The sequence below is a fragment of the Providencia stuartii genome (assembly GCF_029277985.1).
Classification (GTDB): domain Bacteria; phylum Pseudomonadota; class Gammaproteobacteria; order Enterobacterales; family Enterobacteriaceae; genus Providencia; species Providencia zhejiangensis.
Genome location: NZ_CP119546.1, coordinates 3,442,423 through 3,469,126, shown reverse-complemented (window position 1 = coordinate 3,469,126; position 26,704 = coordinate 3,442,423). Strand labels below are relative to the sequence as shown.

General features: G+C 42.9%; 22 protein-coding genes. 19 read left to right on the top strand and 3 right to left on the bottom strand.

Features of this window, described 5'->3' with window-relative positions:
• Positions 1–2: 2 nt before the first annotated feature.
• Both glnD and map read right to left on the bottom strand, forming a co-directional pair.
• Positions 3–2,639 carry a bifunctional uridylyltransferase/uridylyl-removing protein GlnD gene (glnD, locus tag P2E05_RS15465; protein WP_272657347.1) on the bottom strand — a complete coding sequence of 879 codons (2,637 nt, stop codon included), beginning with the start codon at positions 2,637–2,639 and terminating at the stop codon, positions 3–5.
• 183 nt (positions 2,640–2,822) lie between these two features.
• The gene (gene map, locus P2E05_RS15460) at positions 2,823–3,620 is read right to left on the bottom strand and encodes a type I methionyl aminopeptidase (RefSeq protein WP_154623751.1); all 798 of its coding nucleotides are present in this window, start codon (positions 3,618–3,620) and stop codon (positions 2,823–2,825) included.
• Positions 3,621–4,214: 594 nt separating this feature from the next.
• On the opposite strand from map, the gene rpsB reads away from it, so the two are divergent.
• The 19 genes from rpsB (at position 4,215) to tilS (ending at position 26,303) form a co-directional block, all read left to right on the top strand.
• Positions 4,215–4,940, top strand: a complete 726-nt coding sequence (rpsB, locus tag P2E05_RS15455; protein WP_154623752.1) for a 30S ribosomal protein S2 — start codon at positions 4,215–4,217, stop codon at positions 4,938–4,940.
• 145 nt (positions 4,941–5,085) lie between these two features.
• A complete protein-coding gene (gene tsf / locus P2E05_RS15450) occupies positions 5,086–5,937 on the top strand; it encodes a translation elongation factor Ts (protein ID WP_154623753.1) in 852 nt (283 codons plus the stop codon).
• Between the two features lie 153 nt (positions 5,938–6,090).
• A complete protein-coding gene (pyrH, locus tag P2E05_RS15445) occupies positions 6,091–6,819 on the top strand; it encodes a UMP kinase (protein ID WP_154623754.1) in 729 nt (242 codons plus the stop codon).
• A 108-nt stretch (positions 6,820–6,927) separates the two neighbouring features.
• Positions 6,928–7,485 carry a ribosome recycling factor gene (gene frr / locus P2E05_RS15440; protein WP_163862852.1) on the top strand — a complete coding sequence of 186 codons (558 nt, stop codon included), beginning with the start codon at positions 6,928–6,930 and terminating at the stop codon, positions 7,483–7,485.
• A 142-nt stretch (positions 7,486–7,627) separates the two neighbouring features.
• Complete coding sequence (gene ispC / locus P2E05_RS15435; protein ID WP_154623755.1) at positions 7,628–8,827, top strand: 1-deoxy-D-xylulose-5-phosphate reductoisomerase; 1,200 nt, start codon at positions 7,628–7,630, stop codon at positions 8,825–8,827.
• A gap of 180 nt (positions 8,828–9,007) precedes the next feature.
• Positions 9,008–9,760, top strand: coding sequence for a polyprenyl diphosphate synthase (gene uppS / locus P2E05_RS15430; protein ID WP_154623756.1), 753 nt, complete (start codon positions 9,008–9,010; stop codon positions 9,758–9,760).
• Between the two features lie 12 nt (positions 9,761–9,772).
• Positions 9,773–10,636 carry a phosphatidate cytidylyltransferase gene (gene cdsA / locus P2E05_RS15425; RefSeq protein WP_163862851.1) on the top strand — a complete coding sequence of 288 codons (864 nt, stop codon included), beginning with the start codon at positions 9,773–9,775 and terminating at the stop codon, positions 10,634–10,636.
• A gap of 8 nt (positions 10,637–10,644) precedes the next feature.
• On the top strand, positions 10,645–11,997 hold the full coding sequence (gene rseP / locus P2E05_RS15420; protein WP_154623757.1) for a sigma E protease regulator RseP: 1,353 nt from the start codon (positions 10,645–10,647) through the stop codon (positions 11,995–11,997).
• 40 nt (positions 11,998–12,037) lie between these two features.
• Complete coding sequence (gene bamA, locus P2E05_RS15415; protein ID WP_154623758.1) at positions 12,038–14,452, top strand: outer membrane protein assembly factor BamA; 2,415 nt, start codon at positions 12,038–12,040, stop codon at positions 14,450–14,452.
• Positions 14,453–14,543: 91 nt separating this feature from the next.
• Positions 14,544–15,038, top strand: coding sequence for a molecular chaperone Skp (gene skp, locus P2E05_RS15410; RefSeq protein ID WP_163862850.1), 495 nt, complete (start codon positions 14,544–14,546; stop codon positions 15,036–15,038).
• Between the two features lie 3 nt (positions 15,039–15,041).
• Complete coding sequence (gene lpxD / locus P2E05_RS15405; protein ID WP_154623759.1) at positions 15,042–16,079, top strand: UDP-3-O-(3-hydroxymyristoyl)glucosamine N-acyltransferase; 1,038 nt, start codon at positions 15,042–15,044, stop codon at positions 16,077–16,079.
• 130 nt (positions 16,080–16,209) lie between these two features.
• Positions 16,210–16,662: a 3-hydroxyacyl-ACP dehydratase FabZ gene (fabZ, locus tag P2E05_RS15400; RefSeq protein ID WP_004916757.1), complete on the top strand. Its 453-nt coding sequence runs from the start codon at positions 16,210–16,212 to the stop codon at positions 16,660–16,662.
• A gap of 1 nt (position 16,663) precedes the next feature.
• Positions 16,664–17,461 (top strand): acyl-ACP--UDP-N-acetylglucosamine O-acyltransferase, encoded by a 798-nt coding sequence (lpxA, locus tag P2E05_RS15395; protein ID WP_154623760.1) that lies wholly within the window; start codon positions 16,664–16,666, stop codon positions 17,459–17,461.
• 270 nt (positions 17,462–17,731) lie between these two features.
• Positions 17,732–18,886, top strand: coding sequence for a lipid-A-disaccharide synthase (gene lpxB, locus P2E05_RS15390; RefSeq protein WP_154623761.1), 1,155 nt, complete (start codon positions 17,732–17,734; stop codon positions 18,884–18,886).
• Positions 18,886–19,479: a ribonuclease HII gene (gene rnhB / locus P2E05_RS15385; RefSeq protein WP_154623762.1), complete on the top strand. Its 594-nt coding sequence runs from the start codon at positions 18,886–18,888 to the stop codon at positions 19,477–19,479. Before lpxB ends, rnhB begins: the two co-directional genes overlap by 1 nt.
• Before the next feature lie 11 nt (positions 19,480–19,490).
• Positions 19,491–22,973: a DNA polymerase III subunit alpha gene (gene dnaE / locus P2E05_RS15380; protein ID WP_272657351.1), complete on the top strand. Its 3,483-nt coding sequence runs from the start codon at positions 19,491–19,493 to the stop codon at positions 22,971–22,973.
• A gap of 12 nt (positions 22,974–22,985) precedes the next feature.
• Complete coding sequence (gene accA / locus P2E05_RS15375) at positions 22,986–23,945, top strand: acetyl-CoA carboxylase carboxyl transferase subunit alpha (protein ID WP_154623764.1); 960 nt, start codon at positions 22,986–22,988, stop codon at positions 23,943–23,945.
• Positions 23,946–24,049: 104 nt separating this feature from the next.
• Positions 24,050–24,928: a DMT family transporter gene (locus P2E05_RS15370; RefSeq protein WP_154623765.1), complete on the top strand. Its 879-nt coding sequence runs from the start codon at positions 24,050–24,052 to the stop codon at positions 24,926–24,928.
• A 25-nt stretch (positions 24,929–24,953) separates the two neighbouring features.
• The gene (tilS, locus tag P2E05_RS15365) at positions 24,954–26,303 is read left to right on the top strand and encodes a tRNA lysidine(34) synthetase TilS (protein ID WP_272657352.1); all 1,350 of its coding nucleotides are present in this window, start codon (positions 24,954–24,956) and stop codon (positions 26,301–26,303) included.
• 72 nt (positions 26,304–26,375) lie between these two features.
• Here tilS and rof read toward each other — a convergent pair whose 3' ends face one another.
• Positions 26,376–26,639, bottom strand: a complete 264-nt coding sequence (gene rof / locus P2E05_RS15360; RefSeq protein WP_154623766.1) for a Rho-binding antiterminator — start codon at positions 26,637–26,639, stop codon at positions 26,376–26,378.
• Positions 26,640–26,704: the final 65 nt, after the last annotated feature.

Sequence of the window (26,704 nt, the reverse complement as noted above, 5' to 3'; positions counted from 1 at the left end):
TATCATTTATCCTTCGAGTTAAGGGTTTCTGTCAACCTTTCTGATAACTCTTGTTGCATTTTTTTATCGAGAGCTTTGTGATTTTTATCAGCCAGCACGAAAAAATCCTCTACCTTTTCGCCAATGGTTGTGATCCGAGCACCATGCAGTGAAATTTCCATCTGCGCCAGCACATGACCGACTCGGGCGAGTAGGCCGGGTTGATCGAGTGCAAATAACTCCATATAACTGCGACGTTCATTGGTGGAATGTAAAAAATTCACTTTCGTGGGAACCGTAAAGTGACGTAGTTTTGAAGGTAGAATGCGTGTCTGAGGCAATGGTACAGCTGGTTGTTGAACCGCGTGTAGTAACGTTTTACGGATTTGCTCATACCTATCTTTCGATAATGGCGCACCATTAGGTTCCAATACGACAAAGGTATCCATTGCCATATTATCTTTATTGGTAAAAATTTGCGCGCTATGAATACTGAGATTGCGCCTATCAAGTTCCCCAGCAACCGCTGCAAATAGGTGAGGTTTATCTGGGCACCAAATGAAAATTTCAGTTCCACCATGTTTAGGTTGTGTGCTAATCAATACAAGAGGCTGCTCAAGATCATGTTTTAATAAATGACAAGCGTGCCAAGCCAGTTGTGATGGAGTGTGCCGTAGAAAATAATCGGCATGGCACCGAGACCATAATTTGTTCAGTTTTTCTTCATTAATGGGTGATTGGCGCAGTAATGCCAATGCTTGATGACGATGGTGACGAATACGTTCACGTAAATCAGGTGTGCTTTGCATACCTTGATTGAGTTGATGTTCCGTTGAAAGAAACAGCTCACGGATCAGGCTCTGTTTCCAACTATTCCATAGGGTACTGTTCGTTGCGCAAATATCTGCAACGGTTAAACACATTAAGTAATTCAATCGTGGAACCGTTTTGACTTCCAGAGCGAATTGTTTAATCACATCAGGATCTTGGATATCTCTACGCTGTGCGGTGACCGACATTAATAAATGCTTTTTAACTAACCAACACGCCAGTTCCGCTTCTTTTTGTGGAAAGTTATGCTGTAAAGCAAACTCATACACAAATTCAGCGCCCAAATCGGAATGATCGCCTGAACGCCCCTTAGCAATATCGTGAAATAGCGCCGCGAGTCTCAAGGTTTCAGGGTGTAATAGCTTAGGGTAAACGCTAACGCAGAGAGGGTGGTTACGACGATTTTCTTCATGAGTGAAGCTGTCGATTTTTTGTAATACACGGATGGTGTGCTCATCGACAGTATAAGCATGAAAAAGGTCAAATTGCATTTGCCCGACAATGTTGCTCCAAAGCGGAGTATAGGCGCTCAAAACACTATGTAGATGCATTGGAACAAATGCGCCTTTAATGGCTCTAGGGTGGCGCAATATTTTAATGAATAGTTGTCTTGCTTCCGGTAATTCACATAAAGGGGCGGTCAAATTACGTCTCGCAAAGCGTAGTTGGCGTAAAGTGGTTGAATAAATTCCTGTGATATTTGGGTAGCGAGCCATCAAATAGAACATTTTTAATATGGCTGCGGGCTGTTTAATAAACAGCATATCATCAATGACATCAATTAATGGGCCACGTAATTGAAATTGCTCATCAAGGGGACGAGGTTTTTCATCTGGGTTAAGTGCAAGAATGGCATCGTCAAACAGCTGCAATAACATTTGATTGAGTTCACGAACACGTCGAGTAACACGATAAAAATCTTTCATCATTAATTCAACGGGTTGGTTTTTTTCGCCTTGATATCCAAGCAAGCGCGCCACACTGAATTGACGATCAAATAAAAGACGGTTGTCGTAACGTTTGACGACTAAATGCAAAGCAAAGCGAATTTTCCATAGAAAGGCAAGGCACTCTTTCAGCTCTTGACGCTCTTCCTCAGTGAGAAAGCCAAACCCAACCATCTCATCAACGGTTGTAGCGCCAAAATGGCGCCTACCGACCCAAAGTAGGGTATGGATATCCCTTAAGCCGCCGGGGCTACTTTTAATATCAGGCTCTAGGTTGTAGCTGGTACTGTGGTAGCGTTGATGACGTTCTTGTTGTTCTTCTTGCTTAGCGGCAAAAAAGGTGGCTGATGGCCAAAAATTGTCACTGAAAATCGTTTTTTGTAGGCGTAAAAAAAGCGCGATATCCCCACAAATAAGGCGCGATTCAATCAGGTTTGTCGCGACGGTTAAATCGGCGATACCAGCATCGATGCACTCTTGTAACGAACGCACACTATGGCCAATATCAAATTTTAGATCCCATAAAAGTGTAATAAATTGCCCAACCTTCAGGGCAATGTGGTCAGCGAGGGGCGCAGCGCTTAAGACTAAAATATCAATATCTGATAACGGGTGAAGTTCATGTCGACCATATCCGCCAACCGCAATTAAAGACATATTTGGTTGTTGGTCAAATTGATACTCTTTCCACAAACGCGTTAGTAGGGCATCTAAGTAATCACTGCGGGCATGAACCAAATCAATGGCGGATTCACCTTGGTTGAAGGCTTCTTCTAAGTAATTATGGAACGATTCTACATGTTGTTTTAGTCGAAGTAGCTCAAGGTCAGAAGCTTGAAATAAAGAAGGTGATAAAAACGCTACAGGAGAAGGTGTCATCATTATCTTTCCGCATCGATAGCCTGAACAGGGGAATTTACAGCTTACTGGGGATCGTTGAGGATGAACAGACTGAAGTTGAATTATTTCACATGAAGTCGTTGGTAGGGGAAATGAATAGGTGACATGTCATGGTCATCAGCCGTTGCCATATGCATGGCATGCCACAATTCATTTAATTATTCATTAAGCATTGACTAACATCGCTGAGATAAAAGGCTCTTCTTCTTTACGCAATGTCATAATTTCACAACCGTTGTCGGTCACAACGAGAGTGTGCTCATATTGTGCAGACCAGCTTCTATCTTTGGTTTTTACCGTCCAACCATCATTCATGGTACGGATGCGATAGTCACCAACGTTGACCATAGGTTCAATGGTAAAGGCCATCCCTTTTTGCAGCACAACACCGCTGTCATCGGCATCGTAGTGCAAAACTTGGGGTTCTTCATGGAAGCCTTCACCGATACCATGACCACAATATTCACGAACCACGGAGAAATCATTTTTCTCGACAAACTCTTGGATTGCTTTACCTAAAGTGCGTAGGCGAATACCCGGTTTAACCATGCGTAGTGCTAAATAGAGGCTTTCTTGAGTGATGTGGCAAAGACGTTCGCCTTGGATCGTTGGCTTGCCAACAATAAACATTTTCGAGGTATCGCCATGAAAACCCTCTTTAATAACAGTTACATCAATATTGACGACATCACCGTCTTTGAGGATTTTATCATCACTAGGAATGCCATGACAGATCACATCATTAACTGAAATACAGACTGATTTTGGGAAACCGTGGTAGTTCAAACAAGCAGGAATGGCTTGTTGTACATCGACAATATGTTGATGGCAGATACGGTCAAGCTCCCCCGTACTGACGCCCGGTTTCACGTGGGGGGCAATAATTTCGAGTACTTCCGCTGCTAGACGACCAGCAACACGCATTTTCTGAATATCTTCTTCAGTTTTGATAATAATAGCCATGAATTCAGTCCATTTATGTCAGCAATTGGTAGGTGACATAGTTTAAATAAAAAAAGGTCAATAAATGGGTAATTGCGCCATTTATTCAACATCAATGATGATTATATGGTATCAGGCACCGCATTTTCTGCCAACTAAACATCAAAGTCTCTTAGCTGCTTGGTATAGGCTTAGGGTACGCTGGATGGCTTAGTCGGTTTATCATTTTGAGCTTTGGGTAGCACAAATTGCCAAAAATAGGAAAGATAAAAAATCAAATCAGTGACACTTTTTGGTCAGGCTACCCAGCCATTCAAGCCCGTTAATTAGTTTTTTTTGCACAGTAAAAAAACAACAAAAGTTGGCTTATTAATCCGATTTATGGTATAAAGCGCGCCGGAAATCCATTATCTATTCGAAATGTTATTCGGTCTAAGGCCAAGAAGCTTATCTGATTAGAGTTTTGGAATACCGTAAACTAAACTCAATTGTGTATAACACACACGGGTCGACACATGCACCGGGGTGCTCTTATGCGTTTAGGCGCAGCTTTAGAGTCGGTGTTATGGGATTCGTGGAGGCATAACCCCAATTACTTAAATACAGAGGTATTAAATGGCAACTGTTTCCATGCGCGATATGCTACAAGCGGGCGTACACTTTGGTCACCAGACTCGTTACTGGAACCCTAAAATGAAACCATTCATTTTCGGCGCTCGTAACAAAGTACATATCATCAACCTGGAAAAAACTGTTCCAATGTTCAACGAAGCTCTGGCTGAATTGAATAAAATTGCTTCTCGTAAAGGCAAGATTCTGTTTGTTGGTACAAAACGTGCAGCAAGCGAAGCCGTTCAAGAAGCTGCTAACAGCTGTGATCAGTATTTCGTTAACCATCGTTGGTTAGGCGGTATGCTGACTAACTGGAAAACTGTTCGTCAGTCAATCAAACGCCTGAAAGATTTAGAAGTTCAGTCTCAAGATGGTACTTTCGACAAACTGACCAAAAAAGAAGCGCTGATGCGTTCTCGTGAACTTGGTAAGTTAGAAAACAGCTTAGGCGGTATCAAAGATATGGGCGGTTTACCTGACGCTCTGTTCGTTATCGATGCAGAACACGAACACATTGCTATCAAAGAAGCAAACAACCTGGGTATCCCAGTATTTGCTATCGTTGATACTAACTCTGATCCAGACGGTATCGACTTCGTTATCCCTGGTAACGATGACGCAATCCGCGCAATCAAATTGTATCTGAGCGCTGTAGCTACTGCCGTTCGTGAAGGTCGTTCTCAGGATCTGGCTGTTCAAGCAGAAGAAGGCTTAGTAGAAGCTGAATAATAAGGCCTGCTCTAATTAAGAGCCCTTATAAACCAGGTATTGCTATATGGTTAGAAGGGGGCCTATCTGGCCCCTTTTTTATCTATCTGAATCAGAATGATCCTTGTAGGGATTCTCCTATGAGGTATATCGAGGAATAAATCACATGTCTGGAATTACCGCTGCATTGGTAAAAGAACTGCGCGAACGTACTGGCGCAGGTATGATGGAATGTAAAAAAGCGCTGGTTGAAGCTAATGGTGATATCGAATTAGCAATCGACAATATGCGTAAATCAGGTCAGGCTAAAGCGGCTAAGAAAGCAGGCCGTGTAGCAGCTGAAGGTGTTATCCTTGCAGAAGTTTTTGCTGATGGCAAAAGCGGTGCTCTGATCGAACTGAACTGTGAAACTGACTTTGTTGCTAAAGATGCTGGCTTCTTGGCATTTGGTAAAGAAGTGATGGCTTCTGTTATCGCTGACAAAAATACAGATGTTGAAGCTGTTAAAGCAAAATTCGAAGATGCTCGTACGGCTTTAGTCGCTAAAATCGGTGAAAACATCAACATTCGCCGCGTAGCGATCCTTGAAGGTGCTCAAGTTGGTAGCTACCTGCACGGCGCACGTATCGGTGTTCTCGTTGCAGCAGAAGGTGCTGACGAAGAACTGCTGAAACACATCGCGATGCACATTGCTGCAAGCAAGCCTGAATATGTGACTCCTGACGATGTACCAGCTGACGTTGTTGCTCACGAGCATCAAATCCAGCTAGACATCGCTATGCAGTCAGGTAAACCACGCGAAATCGCAGAAAAAATGGTTACTGGCCGTATGAACAAATTCACTGGCGAAATCTCTCTGACTGGCCAGCCTTTCGTTATGGACCCAAGCAAATCTGTTGGTGACCTACTGAAAGAGAAAAATGCGAAAGTCACTAACTTCATCCGTTTCGAAGTGGGTGAAGGTATCGAGAAAGTTGAAACTGATTTCGCAGCAGAAGTTGCTGCAATGAGTAAATAAGTCGTCAGCTTTAAAGGAGCCGCCAATAGGCGGCTCTGTTTTAATATCGCTCATAAGTAAGACAACGAATTAAATCATTAAGGTACGTAGAGGCTGTTTTTAACCATTCTACGTGTGTTACCCCAATAAATTATCTGTGTAGGACAGAACACCATGGCAACCAGTGCAAAACCCGTTTATCAGCGTATCCTGCTTAAGCTCAGTGGCGAAGCCTTACAAGGCGCAGAAGGTTTTGGAATCGATGCTAGCGTTTTAGATCGTATGGCTCAGGAAATTAAAGAACTCATAGAACTGGGTATACAGGTCGGTGTCGTTATTGGCGGTGGTAACCTGTTTCGTGGAGCTGGTTTGGCACAGGCGGGCATGAATCGTGTGGTCGGTGACCATATGGGAATGCTAGCAACTGTGATGAACGGGCTCGCCATGCGCGATGCTTTACATCGTGCTTATGTGAATGCAAGACTGATGTCTGCTATCCCATTAAACGGCGTGTGTGATAACTATAGCTGGGCTGAAGCTATTAGTTTATTGCGTCATGGTCGTGTTGTCATTTTTTCTGCTGGAACAGGAAACCCATTCTTTACAACAGACTCAGCTGCTTGTTTACGTGGTATTGAGATCGAAGCTGATGTTGTATTGAAAGCGACAAAAGTGGATGGTGTTTATTCAGCAGATCCTGCAAAGAACCCAGATGCCGTACTGTACGAAACTCTCACTTATCAAGAAGTGCTGGAGCGCGAATTAAAAGTGATGGATTTGGCTGCATTTACGCTAGCTCGTGATCATAACTTGCCTATCCGTGTTTTTAATATGAATAAACCGGGTGCTTTACGCCGCGTTGTAATGGGTGAAAATGAAGGAACTCTGATTTCTCACAATTAATACTCAGAGACATCAACTGAGTTTAACTGTATTATCTAATGTAAATTCAGAAAATTTAAGCGAGGCTGCATAGTAGCCTTTAATAACCAGTTCTTAAGGGTTGAAAACGTGATTAATGAAATCAAAAAAGATGCTCAAGACCGCATGGAAAAGAGCGTTGAAGCACTAAAAAACCAAATCAGCAAAGTGCGTACGGGTCGCGCATCACCAAGCTTACTTGATGGTATCATGGTCGATTACTATGGCGCGGCAACACCGTTGCGTCAATTAGCAAACGTCACCGTAGAAGATGCTCGTACTTTAGCTATTTCTGTTTTTGATCGCTCAATGTCACCTGCGATCGAAAAAGCAATTATGGCATCGGATTTAGGTTTAAACCCATCTTCAGCTGGAACCGTTATTCGTGTTCCGCTTCCTCCACTGACGGAAGAACGTCGTAAAGATCTGATCAAAGTTGTTCGCGCTGAAGCAGAACAAGGTCGTATCGCTGTACGTAACGTTCGTCGTGATGCTAACGATAAAGTTAAAGCATTGTTGAAAGACAAAGAAATCAGCGAAGATGATGAACGTCGCTCACAAGATGACATTCAAAAACTGACTGATGGCTACATCAAGAAAGTTGATGAGGCGTTAGCGCAAAAAGAAGCTGAGTTGATGGAATTTTAATCTATCCTGTAGCTTATAAAGCCATCAAGAGAAAAATCTTTGATGGCTTTATTCATTCATATCAAAATATCTAATAAAAATCCTTTCTTCCCTTTCAAGCTGATATAATCTCAGTATTGAGTAAATACAGAGCATCCGCATAATGAAACGTCTTACTATTCTAGGATCAACAGGGTCAATTGGTAAAAGCACACTTTCTGTTGTTAGAAATAATCGCGATAAATTCCAAATCGTCGCGTTGGTTGCAGGCCGAAATGTGACTGAGCTGGCGCATCAATGTCTTGAATTTCAACCTCAATATGCCTCAATGGCCGATGAAGCCTCCGCACAATCACTACGTGCAATTTTGTCTGAAAATAATTGCCAAACAGAGGTTCTCTCAGGAAGCGAAGCTGCTATTCAATTAGCCGGTCTTGATGACGCCGACCAAGTTATGTCAGCGATTACGGGAGTCGCTGGGCTTTTACCTACACTAGCCGCCATCCGCAAAGGTAAACGAATTTTATTAGCGAATAAGGAATCGTTGATTACCAGCGGTCGTCTATTCTTTAATGAGATTCGTCAACATGGTGCGACAGTCTTTCCAATTGACAGTGAACATAATGCGATTTTCCAGAGTTTGCCTGAAAATATTCAATTGAACTTAGGCTTTGCTGATCTCTTTGCATCTGGAATATCAAGTATTATCCTGACAGGCTCCGGTGGCCCTTTTAGAGAGACGCCATTGTCATACTTAGACAATGTTACACCGGATGAGGCTTGCAACCATCCTAATTGGTCGATGGGGCGTAAGATTTCTGTTGATTCGGCAACCATGATGAATAAAGGTCTGGAATATATCGAGGCTTGCTACTTCTTCAATGCATCTCAACAGCAAATGGAAGTGATCATCCATCCTCAGTCAGTTATTCACTCTATGGTGCGTTACCGTGATGGCAGTGTGATTGCTCAGTTAGGTACACCCGATATGTGTACACCAATATCTTATAGTATGGCTTACCCGAGCCGTATCTCTTCAGGGGTCGAACCGTTAGATTTTTCTAAACTATCTTCATTAACTTTTGTTCAGCCTGATTATCAACGTTATCCTTGCTTAAAACTGGCTATCGACGCATGCCATCAAGGTCAGGCAGCTACAACAATTTTAAATGGCGCTAATGAAATAACGGTTGCAGCCTTTTTGGAAGGGCGTATCCGTTTCACAGATATTGCAAAAATTAACTTGGCTACATTAGAAAAATTGCATTTATCTGAACCTGTTTCAATCGATGAGGTCTTAGACATCGATAATCAGGCGCGTCGTGAGGCTGAACAATTAATCAGACAGACATTTTCAGTCTAGTATGTGATTTATTTAGTTGCTGATAAGCACAATAAGTCTTTAATATGTGACGCTTATAAAAAAGAAAGATAATGTCAGTATTTAGCGGAGAATTAAGGATGTGTCTTATCAGCAAATTCAACAATAGCGGTTATGATGATGCTGAATTCTCAACGCTATGCACACAAGGATTACTATTTAATGAACTCTAGTGGTGAAAATTCCTCCAATTCAGTGTTGCCAAAGCATGTTGCTATCATTATGGATGGTAATGGGCGCTGGGCAAAACAGCGAGGTAAGTTAAGAATAACTGGGCATAAGGCTGGCGTTGAGTCTGTGCGTAATTCGGTGCGTTTTGCAGTAAAAAATAAAATTAATTCACTCACACTGTATGCTTTTAGTAGTGAGAATTGGAGACGGCCGGAAAAAGAAGTCAGTTCACTGATGGAGCTTTTTGTTTTTGCATTGGATAATGAAGTCAAAAATTTGCATAAGAATAATGTAAAATTATTGATTATTGGTGATAAAAGTCGATTTAGTGAACGCCTTCAAAAACGTATCCAAAAAGCCGAAGAACTGACTGCAAATAATACTGGGTTAAGGTTAAATATTGCAGCAAACTATGGTGGTCGTTGGGATATTGCCAATAGTATGAAGCAAATTTTTGAGCGCGTGCAAAATGGGCAATTGTCTATTGATGATATCAATGAAGAAACAATCAATAGTTATGTATGCATGCATGACCAAGATAATGTTGATTTAGTTATCAGGACAGGTGGTGAACATCGTATCAGTAACTTTTTATTATGGCAGGTTGCTTATGCGGAATTCTATTTCACCAATGTACTGTGGCCAGATTTTGATGAAATGGTGTTTCAGGATGCAATTAATGCTTTTAGTCAACGCGAGCGGCGTTATGGTGGGGCTGAGTCAGATGATGAGCTCGTTAAATAAAAGGGGTCAATTGTGCTGAAATATCGTTTACTAACAGCGATAGTGTTAATACCGCTGGTCATTGCTGCGCTTTTTTTACTGTCACCCGCTGCTTTTGGTTATGTGGTGATCGCGGTATGTGCATTAGGGGCGTGGGAATGGGCACAATTTGCAGGTTGGCGTACTCAACCTAAACGCATTGGCCTCGCGATTGTTTTTGCTGTCGTGTTATTGGCGATGCAATGCTCTTTTGCTGACATGATACATTTGGAGAATGAGCCGCTAATATTATATGGTTTATGGGCTGGCCTTGTTTGGTGGCTTGTGGCAATTTTGCTTGTCGTTACTTTCCCGACATCGGCAAAAACATGGGGTCAATCAGTAGTGATACGCCTACTATTTGGTGTGTTAACGATCATTCCTTTCTATTGTGGGATGATGGTACTCAGAACGATTGGTTACCACAGTGACACTTTCTTTGGTGCTTGGTGGTTACTCTATGTTATGTTGCTGGTATGGGGCGCAGATTCTGGCGCCTACGCATTTGGGCGTACGATGGGACGCCATAAAATGGCACCAAGAGTCTCCCCCGGTAAAACGTGGGAAGGATTAGTCGGTGGCTTAATCACGGCAGGTATCATCTCTTGGCTATTTAGTTTATTCGCGCCAATCCCTGTCATGCCGGATTATTTGCTAGTTACATCAATTATTGTTGTTGTAGTATCTGTATTCGGTGATTTGACTGAAAGTATGTTTAAGCGCCAATCAGACATTAAGGACAGTAGTCATTTAATTCCGGGGCATGGTGGAATTCTTGACCGAATTGATAGTCTAACAGCAGCGATACCAGTATTTGCGGGTTTAAATTTATTAGTTTTTAATGGATTTGGTCTCTAGGATAAGACATGGGCTTTTTTTGGAGTTTAGCGGCATTTATTATCGCCATTGGCGTGTTAATTACCGTACATGAATTTGGGCACTTTTGGATCGCACGTCGCTGTGGCGTCTATGTCGAACGTTTTTCGATCGGGTTTGGGAAAACGTTATGGCGTAAGGTAGACCGACAAGGTACTGAATTTGTTATTGCCATGATCCCATTAGGTGGCTACGTCAAAATGCTTGATGAGCGTGTCGGTGATGTGTCACCTGAACGTCGTCATATGGCATTTAACAATAAAACCATTGGACAGAGAGCCGCGATTATTAGCGCAGGACCAATTGCGAACTTTTTACTAGCAATTGTTGTCTACTGGGTGGTGTTTATGATTGGTATTCCGTCAGTACGCCCAGTGGTTGAAGATGTCAAATCCGGATCGATTGCGGCGACAGCCAATATTTCGCCGGGTATGGAACTAAAATCGATTGATGGTATCGAAACGCCTGACTGGAATGCAATTCGTTTAGCGCTAGTGGGAAAAATTGGTGATCGTGAACTCACGATGGAGGTGATACCTCAAGGGTTTAATGAACCTATCACCAAAACGGTTGATTTAACCACATGGCAATTTGATCCTGAAACACAAGACCCTGTTCTTTCCATAGGGCTCATGCCTGTTTCTGCTCGAATCGACCCTGTGATATCGAAAGTGTCACCGGGCCTTGCGGCTGAACGCGCGGGTTTACAACCTGGGGATAGAATTGTTAGCGTAAATGGGGAAGCCGTCGATCTGTGGAATCCAGTGACTCGATTTATTCGTAATAGTCCGAATCAGCCATTGAAATTAGAGGTTGAAAGAAATAATCAGGTCATTGCGCTGGTATTGACGCCAGACAGCCAAAATGGAAAGAATGGAAAGCAAATTGGATTTGCGGGAGTTGAACTAACAGTGTTACCGTTAGCGGATGAATACAGAATGGTACAGCAATACGGACCATTCGCTGCTATCTATCAAGCTAGCGATAAAACATGGCAGTTAATGAAACTGACCGTCAATATGATGGGTAAATTAGTTGTTGGGGATGTCAAACTTAACAACTTGAGTGGACCGATATCGATCGCTAAAGGTGCGGGGGTATCGGCAGAATCAGGCTTGGTATATTATTTGATGTTCATTGCGCTGATAAGCGTGAACTTGGGCATTATCAATTTGTTTCCATTGCCTGTTTTAGATGGGGGGCACTTGCTCTTCCTGTTAATTGAAAAAATTAAAGGGAGTCCAGTGTCTGAGCGAGTACAAGACTTTAGTTATCGGATAGGTGCAATGGCATTGATTCTGTTAATGGGACTTGCACTTTTTAATGATTTCTCTCGCTTCTAACAAGTAAGCTGGGGACCAGTAAGGAATACGCATAACAACGATGGCGATGAAAAAGTTGCTCATAGCGTCGCTGCTGTTTGGCAGCGCCACTGCATACGGTTCAGACGGATTCGTAGTTAAGGACATTCGTTTCGAAGGTCTACAACGCGTCGCCGTTGGTGCAGCATTATTGAACATGCCTGTTAGGGTAGGTGACTCGATTGATAACGAAGATATTAGCCGTTCAATCCGTTCTCTATTCTCTACTGGCAACTTCGAAGATGTTAGGGTCCTGCGTGATGGAAACACGCTGATCGTTCAAGTTAAAGAGCGACCAACCATCGCGAGTATCACTTTTACAGGCAATAAATCTGTTAAAGATGATATGCTCAAACAAAACTTGGAAGCATCAAACATTCGTGTCGGTGAAGCTCTTGACCGTACGACGATAGCGAACATTGAGAAGGGTCTAGAAGACTTCTACTATAGCGTTGGTAAATACAACGCGACAGTAAAAGCCGTTGCTACGCCACTGCCGCGTAACCGTGTTGATTTAAAATTTGTGTTCTCTGAAGGCGTGTCTGCAAAAATTCAGCAGATTAACGTTGTGGGTAACAAAAATTACACGACGGCAGAATTGGTTAACAAATTCCAATTACGCGATGATGTACCATGGTGGAACTTAGCGGCAGACCAAAAATATCAAAAACAAAAACTGGCTGGTGACTTAGAAACTCTGCGTAGCTTCTATCTTGATCGTGGCTATGCGCGTTTCAACATCGACTCCACTCAAGTCAGCTTGACGCCAGACAAAAAAGATATCTACATTACGATTAATGTCACTGAAGGCGATCAATATAAGATCTCTGGTGTGGAAATTAATGGTAATACCGCAGATCATCTAACGGAAATTCAAGAACTCATTACGATCACGCCGGGTGAATTGTATAACGGCACCCAAGTGACGAGTATGGAAAATAAAATTAAGGACCTTCTCGGTCGTTATGGTTATGCCTATCCTCGTGTAATGACGCAGCCTGAAATCAATGATGAAGATAAAACAGTTAAACTGCATGTTAATATCGATGCAGGTAACCGTTTCTATGTTCGCCAAATTCGTTTCCAAGGTAATGATACGAGTAAAGACTCTGTTCTCCGTCGTGAAATGCGTCAGATGGAAGGGGCTTGGTTGGGGAACGACTTAGTTGAATTAGGTAAAGAACGTCTCAATCGTACAGGTTTCTTTGAAACAGTTGATGTTGAAACTCAACGGATCCCAGGTAGCCCAGACCAAGTCGATGTGGTTTACAAAGTGAAAGAACGTAATACAGGTTCCATGAACTTTGGTGTCGGTTTTGGTACTGAGAGTGGTGTGAGTTTCCAAGTTGGTGTCACCCAAGATAACTGGTTAGGAACAGGTAATGCTGTTGGCATCAACGCAAGTAAAAATGATTACTCAACCAACGTTGAGATGTCATTTACGGATCCTTACTTTACCGTTAACGGTGTGAGTTTAGGCGGTCGTATATTCTATAATGACTTCCGTGCAAAAGATGCAGACCTGTCTGGTTATACGAATAAGACTTATGGTTTAGATAGCTTCTTAAGCTTCCCATTCAATGAAAATAACTCATTCCGCCTCGGCGCAGGTTATGTTCATAACTCATTGTCTGATATGCGTCCGCAAGCCGCGATGTGGGATTACCTCTACTCAATGGGAGATAAACCACCAATCAATGATGATGGCCGCAATAAAGAGAAGTTTAATGCAGATGACTTCACTGTTAACGTAGGTTGGACTTATAATTCATTGAACCGTGGTTTCTTCCCAACATCGGGTAATAAAACCAGTGTTTCAGGTAAGATTACTGTTCCAGGCTCTGATAACGAGTACTATAAACTGCGTTTCGACACCGCTCAATACGTTCCACTCAACGAAGATGAAACGTGGGTTATCTTAGGTCGTGCACAAGCAGGTTTCGGTGATGGTATCGGCAGTAAGCAAATGCCATTCTACGAAAACTTCTATGCGGGTGGTTCAAGTACTATTCGTGGTTTCCGCTCTAATAACATCGGGCCAAAAGCGGTTTATCTGAAAAATGTGAATGGCAAAGTCGGCCCAGAACCAGGTAGCCCATCGAGTGATGCTGTTGGTGGTAACGCAATGTATGCAGCGTCTTTTGAGCTGATTACACCAACACCATTCATTGATGAGAAATATGCGAATACGGTGAGAACATCATTATTTGTTGATGCAGGAACCGTGTGGGATACCAATTGGAATAGTATTAATCCTGAGTGGCGTGCAGGCATGCCTGATTATGGTAAAGCGACGAATATTCGAGCTTCCGCTGGGGTTGCTTTACAATGGATGTCACCACTTGGACCTCTGGTCTTCTCCTATGCGCAGCCTATTAAGGACTACGAAGGGGATAAATCAGAACAGTTCCAATTTAATATTGGTAGAACATGGTAATCTAGACTGTGTCTATTTAAGGAAAGCCCTCACACATTAATGTGAGGGTAACTAAAATTTCCAGCCATAAATATGGGTTAAGGAGTTTCGTGTGAAAAAATTGTTGTGTGCGGCGGGTGTGAGTCTGGCTTTGGCTATGTCTGCGGGTGCTTATGCAGATAAAATTGCTGTCGTGAACGTTGGTGAAATTTTCCAAAACATGCCAGCACGCGAAGCCGTTGCTAAACAGCTTGAAAGCGAATTTAAAAGCCGTGCGACAGAGTTGCAGAACTTGGAAAAAGATCTACAGTCACGTGTCGAAAAACTGCGTCGTGACGGTGCAACAATGAAGCAAAGCGAACGTGAAAAACAAGAAAAAGAGCTGATGACCAAGCGTGATCAGTTTGCAGAAAAAGCTCAGAAATTTGAAGAAGACAATCGTCGTCGTCAAATGGAAGAACGTAACAAAATCCTAAGCCGTATTCAGGATTCTATTAAATCTGTCGCTGCCAAAGAAGGCTATGATGTGGTTATCGATGCAAATGCAGTTGCTTATGCAAAAGATAGCGTAGACATTACCAGTCAGGTTCAAAAGCAGGTTAAATAATAGATGTCCTCAATTCGATTGGCTGACCTTGCTCAGCAGTTGAATGCACAGTTACACGGTGATGGCAATATTGTCATCACCGGTATTGCTCCGATGTATTCAGCAAATAATCAACAAATCACATTCCTGTCAGATAGCCGTTATAGCGATAAACTTGCAGAGTGTCAGGCTGCTGCGGTTGTGTTAACAGCTAAAGACCTTAGTGCTTGTAAGGTTGCAGCGCTGGTGGTTGATAATCCTTACCTTGCTTATGCACGCATGGCACAAATCATGGATACCACACCAAGTCCAGCAGAAAACATTCACCCTTCAGCAGTTATCGCTGAAGATGCGCAGGTTGGTAGCAACGTGGCGATAGGTGCAAATGCGGTTATTGAAAGTGGTGTTGTGCTTGGTGATAACGTTGTAATTGGTGCTGGTTGTTTTGTGGGTAAACATGCCCGTATTGGTGCCGGTAGTCGTCTCTGGGCGAATGTTAGTATCTATCATCATGTTGAAATCGGTGAGCAATGTTTGATCCAGTCAGGTACAGTGATTGGCTCCGATGGTTTTGGTTACGCAAATGACCGTGGCAATTGGGTTAAAATACCGCAACTCGGCACAGTTATTATTGGTGATCGCGTCGAAATTGGTGCCTGCACAACGATTGATCGTGGCGCATTGGATAACACGGTTATTGGTAGCAATGTCATTATTGATAACCAATGCCAGATAGCGCATAACGTTAATATTGGCGAGGGTACCGCTGTCGCCGGTGGCGTTATCATGGCTGGCAGTTTAAAAATAGGTCGCTACTGTATGATTGGTGGCGCCAGCGTCATTAATGGTCATATGGAAATTTGTGATAAGGTGACCGTCACAGGTATGGGAATGGTTATGAGACCAATCACAGAACCTGGTGTATACTCTTCTGGTATTCCTTTACAGCCTAATAAAGTTTGGCGTAAAACAGCAGCGTTAGTTTTGAATATCAATGAGATGAATAAGCGTTTGAAAGCTGTTGAACGTGAATTGGACAGCCAAACTCAAAAAAAACAGTAATCATTTTGTAATTCAGGTTAAAATAAGTGACTGAGTTACGTTTTTCCGGCCTGCCAGTTAACCTAAGTTTATGGTTAAAGCAGGCCGATTCGTTAATTAAATTGTATTTATAGACAGGAAGAGTATTTCGATGAGTGATAATCATACTCTGAATATTGAAGAGATTTTAGAACTACTTCCACACCGCTATCCGTTCCTTTTGGTTGATCGCGTACTGGATTTTGAAAAAGGAAAATCTCTGCGTGCAGTAAAAAATGTTTCATTTAATGAGCCATTTTTCCAAGGGCATTTTCCAGGCAAACCGATTTTCCCAGGCGTATTGATTCTAGAAGCCATGGCACAAGCTACAGGTATTCTGGCATTTAAAAGTGTCGGTAAACTAGAGCCGGGTGAATTGTATTATTTTGCAGCGATTGATAATGCGCGTTTCAAACGTCCTGTATTACCGGGAGATCAAATGATCCTCGAAGTCGAGTTCATTAAAGAACGTCGTGGCGTTGCACGTTTTAAAGGTGTTGCAAAAGTAGATGGAGAAGTGGCCTGCGAAGCTGAAATGATGTGCGCCCGTCGCCGTGAGGTCTGATATGATTGATAAAACAGCCTGTATTCATCCCTCATCGATTGTCGAAGATGGAGCTATTATCGGTGCCAATGTTCGTATTGGCCCTTTTTGTTATATTGGTGCTAACGTTGAAATAGGTGAAGGCACTGAGCTCAAATCTCACATTGTCATTAATGGCTATACCAAAATTGGTCGTGATAATGTGATCTTTCAGTTTGCTTCGATTGGTGAAATTAACCAAGATCTGAAATATCAAGGTGAGCCAACACGCGTCGAAATCGGTGACAGAAACCGGATTAGAGAAAGTGTGACTATCCATCGTGGCACAACCCAAGGTGGTAGCTTGACCAAAGTGGGTGATGACAACCTATTTATGGTCAACGTGCATATCGCTCACGACTGTATTATTGGTAACCGTTGTATCATTGCCAACAACGGTACATTGGGTGGCCATGTTATTTTAGGTGATTTCGCGATAATTGGCGGTATGACTGCTGTTCACCAGTTTTGTCAAATTGGTGCTCACGTTATGGTTGGTGGTTGTTCTGGTGTGGCACAAGATGTCCCCCCTTACGTTATCGCGCAAGGTAACCATGCAACGCCTTATGGCCTAAACATTGAAGGCTTAAAGCGCCGCGGCTTTGATAAAGAGTCTTTGCATGCGATCCGTAATGCTTATAAAACCCTTTATCGTTCAGGCAAGTCACTTGAAGAAGCACGTAGTGAAATTGCCGAGCTTGCTCAAGCAAATCCTCACGTAAAAGTTTTCAGTGATTTCCTTGAAAACTCGGCTGAGTCTAACCGTGGTATTATTCGCTAATTGTTCTTTATGCGAGTGAAGTCAGGCCGTTAGCCGGGGGTTGTTTACCTTTGTTGTTTATTATTACCCTGATTTAAGGGAATTAATAAGCTGATGATTCAAGTATGATATTGAATAAAATTAGGTTCATTTAAACCGAAAATTAGAAAGCGTAGCCCTCGGGTTCGATAAAAACCGTTTTTCTTATGTTAAGAATTTTTGTCGAGATAAAACGGTTTAATGCGAATAAAAATTGACCACCAAAGGTAAGCAGCCCCTAAGGAGAGAATTTTGGCGAATCATAACCGCCCACTGACTATCGGCCTTGTTGCTGGAGAAACATCTGGCGATATACTCGGCGCTGGGCTTATCCGAGCACTGAAAGAACAAGTTCCTGATGCACGTTTTGTTGGCGTGGCGGGGCCTTTAATGCAAGCGGAAGGTTGTGAAGCTTGGTATGAAATGGAAGAGTTGGCAGTGATGGGTGTCGTTGAAGTATTAGGTCGGCTCCCTCGGTTACTTTCTATTCGTAAAGACCTGACCAAACGCTTTACACAGTTGCAGCCAGATATTTTTGTCGGTATTGATGCACCTGATTTTAATATTACCCTTGAAGGCAAATTAAAATCAAAAGGCATTAAAACTATTCATTACGTTAGTCCATCCGTTTGGGCATGGCGACAAAAGCGTGTTTTCAAAATTGGGCGCTCGACAAACTTAGTGCTTGCTTTTTTACCTTTTGAAAAAGCGTTTTATGATCGCTTTAATGTTCCGTGCCGCTTTATTGGGCATACCATGGCCGATGCAATTCCTCTTCATGTCGATAAAATAGCGGCAAGACAACGTCTTGGTATACCTGAGGAAGGAAAATGTTTAGCGCTATTACCGGGAAGTCGGCACTCTGAAGTCGAAATGCTCAGTGCTGATTTTTTACAAACCGCTAAAATTTTGCACCAGCACTTTATTGACCTGCATATTGTTGTACCTCTCGTCAATCAAAAACGTCGTGAGCAATTTGAATCGATTCGTCAACAGGTCGCCCCTGAGTTAACGATTCATCTGTTAGATGGGCAGGCTAGAGATGCCATGATCGCGGCGGATGCGACCCTACTTGCCTCGGGTACTGCTGCGTTGGAATGCATGTTAACCAAGTGTCCGATGGTGGTTGGCTACCGTATGAAGCCTTTCACTTTTTGGTTAGCAAAACGGTTAGTGAAAACACCTTATGTTTCACTGCCAAACTTACTGGCTGAAAAAGAAATAGTTAAAGAGTTGCTCCAAGAAGAGTGCCAACCTGATAATTTAGCTCAGCAGTTAATTCCATTATTGGAAGGGGGGGAGCAGGTGGAACAGTTAAAAGCAACATTTTTACAGCTTCACCAATTGATTCGCTGCGATGCAGATAAACAAGCGGCTGATGCTGTATTGGATTTGGTTCGAAATTAATGGATTTTATATACCCTAAAGCCAACTTAATTGCTGGCGTAGATGAAGTCGGACGTGGTCCGTTGGTGGGGGCGGTTGTCACCGCCGCGGTCATATTAGATCCTACCAAACCGATCATCGGTTTGACGGATTCGAAAAAATTAACGGAAAAAAAGCGCGAAAAGCTGTTTGTTGAAATCCAAGAAAAAGCCTTATGTTGGTGTATTGGCCGAGCAGAACCAGAAGAAATTGATGAACTCAATATTCTGCATGCAACAATGTTGGCGATGCAGCGGGCCGTTGCTGGTTTAAGTATGACACCGGATTTTGTCTTAGTGGATGGCAATCGTTGCCCTACATTATCGATGCCTTCACAAGCCGTCGTCAAAGGTGATAGTTTAGTTCAGGAAATCAGCGCCGCTTCCATTTTAGCCAAAGTGGTTAGAGATCGTGAGATGGTTGAGTTGGATATAGCTTACCCTGAATATGGTTTTGCTAAGCATAAAGGCTATCCAACCGCATATCATTTAGAAAAACTCGCACAATTTGGTGCAACAAAATTTCATCGTAAGAGTTTTGCTCCAGTGCGTCGTGCATTAGAAGCGAAAAATTGAGTATAAATTAGATGGCTGAACCTCGTTTTATTCACTTACGTGTTCATAGTGATTATTCAATGATTGATGGGCTGGCAAAAACTGGCCCATTAGTCAAAAAAGTGGCAGCAATGGGGATGCCAGCACTTGCTATTACCGATTTTACGAACCTGTGCGGTTTAGTAAAATTCTATGGAGCAGCGCACGGTGCTGGTATCAAACCCATCATTGGGGCTGACTTTTTTGTTGAAAGCGAGCAACTCGGCGACGAAATCGCACACTTAACCGTGTTGGCTCGTAACAATGAAGGGTATCAAAACCTAACTCTTTTGATCTCAGAAGCGTATCAAAAAGGTTACGGTGCGATTGGCCCGACCATTCACCGTGATTGGCTGGTAAAACATAAAGAAGGACTGATTTTACTGTCTGGTGGCCGCCAAGGGGATGTCGGGCAGTTTTTATTACGTGGTAATCAAACGCTGGTTGATGAATGCTTAGCATTTTATGAAACCCACTTTCCTGGTTGTTATTATCTTGAATTAATTAGAACAGGAAGGCCTGATGAAGAAAGCTATTTGCATGCGGCGGTAGAGCTTGCCACACAGCGTGGTTTGCCGGTTGTTGCAACGAATGATGTACGCTTTATTGAAAGTAGCGATTTTGATGCTCATGAAATACGTGTAGCAATCCATGACGGATTTACCTTATCTGACCCTAAAAGGCCTAAAAAATATAGCCCTCAGCAATACTTACGTACTGAAGAAGAGATGTGCGAGCTATTCGCCGACATCCCTGAAGCGCTTGAAAATAGTGTAGAGATTGCTAAGCGTTGTAATGTCACCATTCGTCTCGGTGAGTACTTTCTCCCCCAATTCCCTACTGGGGACATGAAAACAGAAGACTTTTTGGTTATGCGCTCAAAAGAAGGATTAGAAGAGCGCCTCGAGTTTCTATTCCCTGATGAGAAAGTGAGAGCAGAAAGACGACCCGAATATGATGAGCGTTTAGACATTGAGCTTAACGTTATTAACCAAATGGGGTTCCCTGGTTACTTTTTGATCGTGATGGAGTTTATTCAATGGTCGAAAGATAATGGTGTACCAGTCGGTCCAGGGCGTGGTTCCGGTGCGGGATCACTTGTTGCATATGCGCTGAAAATTACCGATTTGGATCCCTTGGAGTTCGACCTTCTTTTTGAACGATTCTTAAACCCAGAACGTGTTTCCATGCCGGACTTTGACGTCGACTTTTGTATGGAAAAACGTGATCAGGTGATTGACCACGTTGCTCAAATGTATGGGCGAGATGCCGTTTCTCAGATTATTACATTCGGTACTATGGCCGCAAAAGCGGTGATCCGCGACGTAGGGCGAGTATTGGGGCATCCGTATGGCTTCGTGGATCGGATTTCGAAATTGGTTCCCCCTGATCCGGGTATGACCCTAGATAAGGCATTTGAAGCAGAACCACAGTTACCTGAAATTTACGAGGCAGATGAAGAAGTTAAAGCGCTGATTGATATGGCGCGTAAACTTGAAGGTGTCACGCGTAACGCAGGAAAACATGCGGGGGGCGTTGTTATTGCCCCCACCAAAATTACAGACTTTGCGCCGCTTTATTGTGATGCGGAAGGTAATAACCCAGTTACTCAGTTCGATAAAAATGATGTCGAATATGCGGGGTTGGTCAAGTTCGACTTTTTGGGGTTACGTACCCTAACGATCATCAACTGGGCATTAGAGATGATCAATGCAAGGCGAGCCAAGAAAGGGCTTGAGCCTATCGACATTGCCGCAATCCCGCTGGATGATCAAAAAAGTTTTGATATGTTGCAACGTTCAGAAACGACCGCGGTATTCCAGCTGGAATCCCGAGGCATGAAAGATCTGATCAAGCGGCTACGTCCTGACTGTTTTGAAGATATGATCGCATTGGTTGCCTTGTTCCGTCCTGGTCCATTGCAATCAGGGATGGTAGATAACTTTATCGACCGTAAACATGGTCGTGAAGAGATCTCATACCCAGACGTACAGTGGCAACATGAATCATTAAAACCTGTCTTGGAGCCAACTTACGGTATTATCTTATACCAAGAACAGGTTATGCAGATTGCACAGGTATTAGCGGGTTATACGCTAGGTGGCGCAGATATGTTGCGCCGTGCAATGGGGAAAAAGAAACCCGAAGAGATGGCGAAACAGCGTTCTGTTTTTGAAGAGGGCGCGATCAAAAATGGAGTCGATGGGGAACTGTCGATGAAAATCTTTGATCTGGTAGAAAAGTTTGCTGGTTATGGATTTAACAAGTCTCACTCAGCGGCTTATGCTCTGGTTTCGTATCAAACATTGTGGCTGAAAGCTCACTATCCAGCTGAATTTATGGCTGCGGTAATGACGGCGGATATGGATAATACCGAAAAGGTTGTCGGTCTCGTCGACGAATGTTGGCGGATGGGATTGAAAGTATTACCACCTGATATTAATAGTGGACTTTATCATTTTCATGTTAACGATGAAGGTGAAATTGTTTATGGCATTGGTGCCATCAAAGGGGTTGGTGAAGGGCCGATCGAAGCCATTATCGAAGCTCGCCAGAAAGGTGGTATATTTAAAGAAATATTTGATCTTTGTGCTCGCGTTGATCTGAAAAAAATTAACCGCCGTGTTATGGAAAAACTGATCATGGCGGGGGCATTTGATCATTTAGGTCCCCATCGTGCGGCCTTGATGTCTTCATTAGAAGATGCTTTGAAAGCGGCTGATCAGCATGCAAAAGCAGAAGCTATCGGGCAAACGGATATGTTTGGTGTGCTGGCGGAAGCACCCGAACAAGTAGAAAGTTCATACGCAAGCGTACCCAAATGGCCTGATCAAGTCGTACTTGATGGCGAGCGAGAAACATTGGGGCTTTACTTGACAGGGCACCCAATAACGCGCTACTTAAGTGAGATCGAGCGCTATACTAATGGCTTAAGATTAAAAGATGTGAACCCAACCCCTCGTGGTCAAGTGACAACTGTGGTAGGTTTAGTACTTTCGGCCAAAGTTATTACGACTAAGCGCGGCAATCGAATCGGAATTTGTACGCTTGATGATCGTTCCGGTCGTCTGGATATTATGTTATTTTCAGATGCACTAGATAAATACCAGCACTTGCTGGAAAAAGACACTATCCTGATTGCCACCGGTCAGGTCAGCTTTGATGATTTTAACGGTGGTAATAAAATGACAGTACGGGAGTTAATGGATATTAGTGAAGCAAGGGAAAAATATGCGCGAGGACTTGCTATTTCACTGTCAGATAAACAAATTAATGATCAGTTGCTGAACCGACTTCGCAGCACTCTTGAACCCTATCGTTCAGGAACGATTCCGGTTCATTTGTATTATCAGAAGGATGACGCCAGAGCCAAACTTAAATTTGGGGTTATTTGGCGTGTGACACCCGTTGATGACCTTCTGAACTCTCTGCGAACTCTGCTGGGTAATGAGCAGGTAGAATTAGAATTTGACTAAAATAGGAATATTATGAGTCTGGATTTTCTTGATTTTGAACAGCCAATTGCTGAATTGGAAGCGAAAATTGATTCGCTGACTGCAGTTAGCCGTCAAGACAACAATTTAGAAGTCAACCTAGATGACGAGGTTGCTCGTTTACGTGAAAAAAGTCTTGAGCTGACGCGTAAGATTTTCTCTGATCTGGGTGCATGGCAAATTGCTAAGCTTGCTCGTCACCCACGTCGCCCTTATACATTAGATTATATTGCTCGTATATTCACAGATTTCCAAGAGCTGGCAGGTGATCGTGCTTATGCCGATGATAAAGCTATCGTGGGTGGCATCGCGCGTTTAGATGGTCGTCCAGTGATGGTGATTGGCCACCAAAAAGGCCGTGAAACGAAAGAAAAAATTCGCCGTAATTTTGGTATGCCAGCTCCAGAAGGTTACCGTAAAGCATTGCGCTTAATGGAAATGGCTGAGCGTTTTAATTTACCTATTATTACCTTTATCGATACGCCGGGGGCTTATCCTGGTGTTGGCGCTGAAGAACGTGGCCAATCCGAAGCAATTGCACGTAACTTGCGTGAAATGTCTCGCTTATCTGTCCCAGTCATTTGTACTGTTATTGGCGAAGGCGGCTCTGGTGGTGCATTGGCTATTGGGGTTGGTGATAAAGTGAATATGCTGCAATACAGCACCTATTCGGTTATCTCTCCTGAAGGCTGTGCCTCTATCCTGTGGAAGAGCGCGGATAAAGCCCCATTAGCGGCAGAAGCGATGGGGATCACCGCACCTCGCCTTAAAGAACTCAAATTAATTGATAATGTGGTGACAGAGCCTTTAGGTGGTGCGCATCGTAATTACGATGAAATTTCAGCTTCTTTAAAAGCGCGTATTGTTGAAGATTTGGACGAATTGCTTGAGCTTGATGAAGAAGCATTAAAAAATCGTCGTTACCAGCGTTTAATGGAATACGGCTATTGCTAATTAAGGTTGGCTAGTCACGAAAAACGGGGGTTTGGTTTATCCAGCTCCCGTTTTTTATTATGATTTCTCGAACAATTGAAAGTAAACCTAAGTAAGGGAGATGGATGAGGCAATATAACTATTTAATCTATGCCTTAATGTGTGTACTGATATGGAGCTTTATTCCGATTGTTTCTCGTTTTGGGCAAGAGGGCTTAGATAGCTTTCAATTTTTATTTTGGTCCAACCTAATTTCAGCAATTGCGGTGATATTGGTCGCGATGAGTGCGGGTTATAAACCTGCTAAGCTATTTATTTTGCCGTCTAATACGCTAATTAAAGTGTGTATTTTAGGTGTCTTAGATTGCTTGTTTTATTTGCTTTTGTATTATGGCTACTCGATTGAAAATGGTATTGCCGTACTCGTTATTCAGTATAGTTGGCCTTTAATTATTATCTTATTGTCTGTTTTTTTATTAAAGGACAAGCTAGCAACTCGGCAAATAGCCGGTGTGATTATCGGCTTTATCGCGGTGATTATCACCTTTACCAAAGGTCATATAACCCAGCTGCAAGTTGAACATCCTCTAGCTTTACTATTAGTGTTTAGTGGTGCATTTTGTTTTGCGTTAATGTCTGTATTCTCTCGTCAGTATTCTATCGACCCCTATATTAGTACTGTTTGGCTCTTTATTTTTTCGACCTTAACATCATTGGTATTATTACTCTCATTCAGCGCATTTCAGTTGCCCACGGAGACATCGCTTTGGCCAACGATAGTGAATGGGGTACTGATTAATGGCGTATCCTATATTTTATGGTTTAAGGCGATGAATACGGGGCACTCCGCTAAAATTGCCTCTATTGTGTTTTTATCTCCAGTATTATCGGTACTTTGGTTAGTTGTTATTCTAAGCGACCCATTTGAAATTGCTTATATTATCGGGGTGTTGTTAGTGATTATTTCCGGTATCTTATGTGTTGGGCAAGCTAAAAAGCATTAATCATCGTTTAGAAGGGCAGCGAAGAGTGAAACTACCACAAACAATCATTGAGCACGTATTCAATAAGATTGGTAACTATAGCAAAATACTGGTTGGATTTAGTGGTGGTGTTGATTCAACGGTATTACTGCATGCTCTTTATCAAATAAAGAAACATCAACAACCGTTTCTTGAAGTGCGCGCTATTCATATTCATCATGGGCTAAATTCTAAAGCAGACGCTTGGGAAGCGCACTGTTCGAGTTTGTGTGCACAATGGGAAATTCCCTTTATTTGTACGCATGTCACGGTTGATTCTACAAATAGTGGCATTGAGGCGGCTGCGCGAGAGGCTCGCTATCAAGCTTATCGTGATGCGCTGTTAGAAGATGAAATTATCGTGACGGCACAACATCTGGATGATCAAGCAGAAACATTTCTGTTGGCATTAAAACGAGGTAGCGGGCCAGCAGGGCTTTCATCGATGCCAGAATTATCGACATTTAATGGCCACTACGGGCAAACTTGCCTGCTTCGTCCATTGCTAGCGATATCTCGCGATGATTTAGAGACATATGCCAATGAAGAACAGCTTCCGTGGGTAGAAGATGATAGTAATCAAGATGACCGCTATGACCGTAATTTCCTACGATTGAATATTATGCCTGTTCTGGCACAGCGCTGGCCTCATTTCGCGAAAGCCGTATCACGTAGCGCGGCTTTGTGCGCAGAACAGGAAAACTTGCTTGATGAGCTATTACAAGATGCCCTAGAGGACATGATGGATTATCGTGGTGGTCTATTCATCGATGCATTACAGCCTTGTTCTAGCGCTAAACGTAACGCATTGCTACGACGTTGGATTGGCCTACATCAATTACCCATGCCGCCTTTTAATCAATTACACCGTATTTGGCAGGAAGTCGCGCTTGCTCGTCAGGATGCTGAGCCTATTTGCCAATTAGGCCATATTGATATCCGTCGATATCAAGGCGCTTTATGGGTTGTGCGTCGTATCAATCAGTTATTGGGGCAGCAGTATGCTTGGCATTATCCTGACCCGTTTATTTTACCTGAAGCTTTAGGCATTATTGAGGTCATTGCTGATGAAGGGCAAATCCGTCCTCCATTACCAACAGAAAAAGTCACCGTGCGCTTTGGTTTGCAAGGAACACTTAAAATTGTTGGGAGAATGCATTCAAGAAGCAGTAAGAAAATTTGGCAAGAACTGGGAATTCCTCCGTGGATGCGAGAAAGAGTTCCCCTGATTTACTACAATGAGCAGCTAATTACTGCAATAGGGTGTTTTATTACACCGGAAGGCCTTGCCGATGATGATAAACTTGGCATTGCTTTTCATTGGGTCAAATTCGATGAATATCGGTTTAATCAGTAAATGAAAAGAAGAAACCCCTTATGACTGTGATCTTTCATAAGGGGCATAGAAGGACTCAATGGTGTATGAGTTTTAGTGAGAGCTATCGACAACGATAGTGCCGATCTCAGGATGACTGAAGGTATTGATATAATCCAATCGCAGCTCTTTCGTCCCATCTTGAGTTTCTAAAATTAAATACTCAACTTTCTTCCGTAAGAGCAAATCGCTGGCTTTACCCTCAATGATTTCGCCGCCATGAAGCTTTATTTCAAGTTTCAACTGACGTTGGCATGCGATTTCAAGATATTCGTAATCATCACAATTGATAGGTTGATATTCAGTATCTGTAGACATATTCCCTCACCACTGTGTTAGTGGCGGTTATTGCCGCCTTGACTATTTTCACCAAGCATCATGTG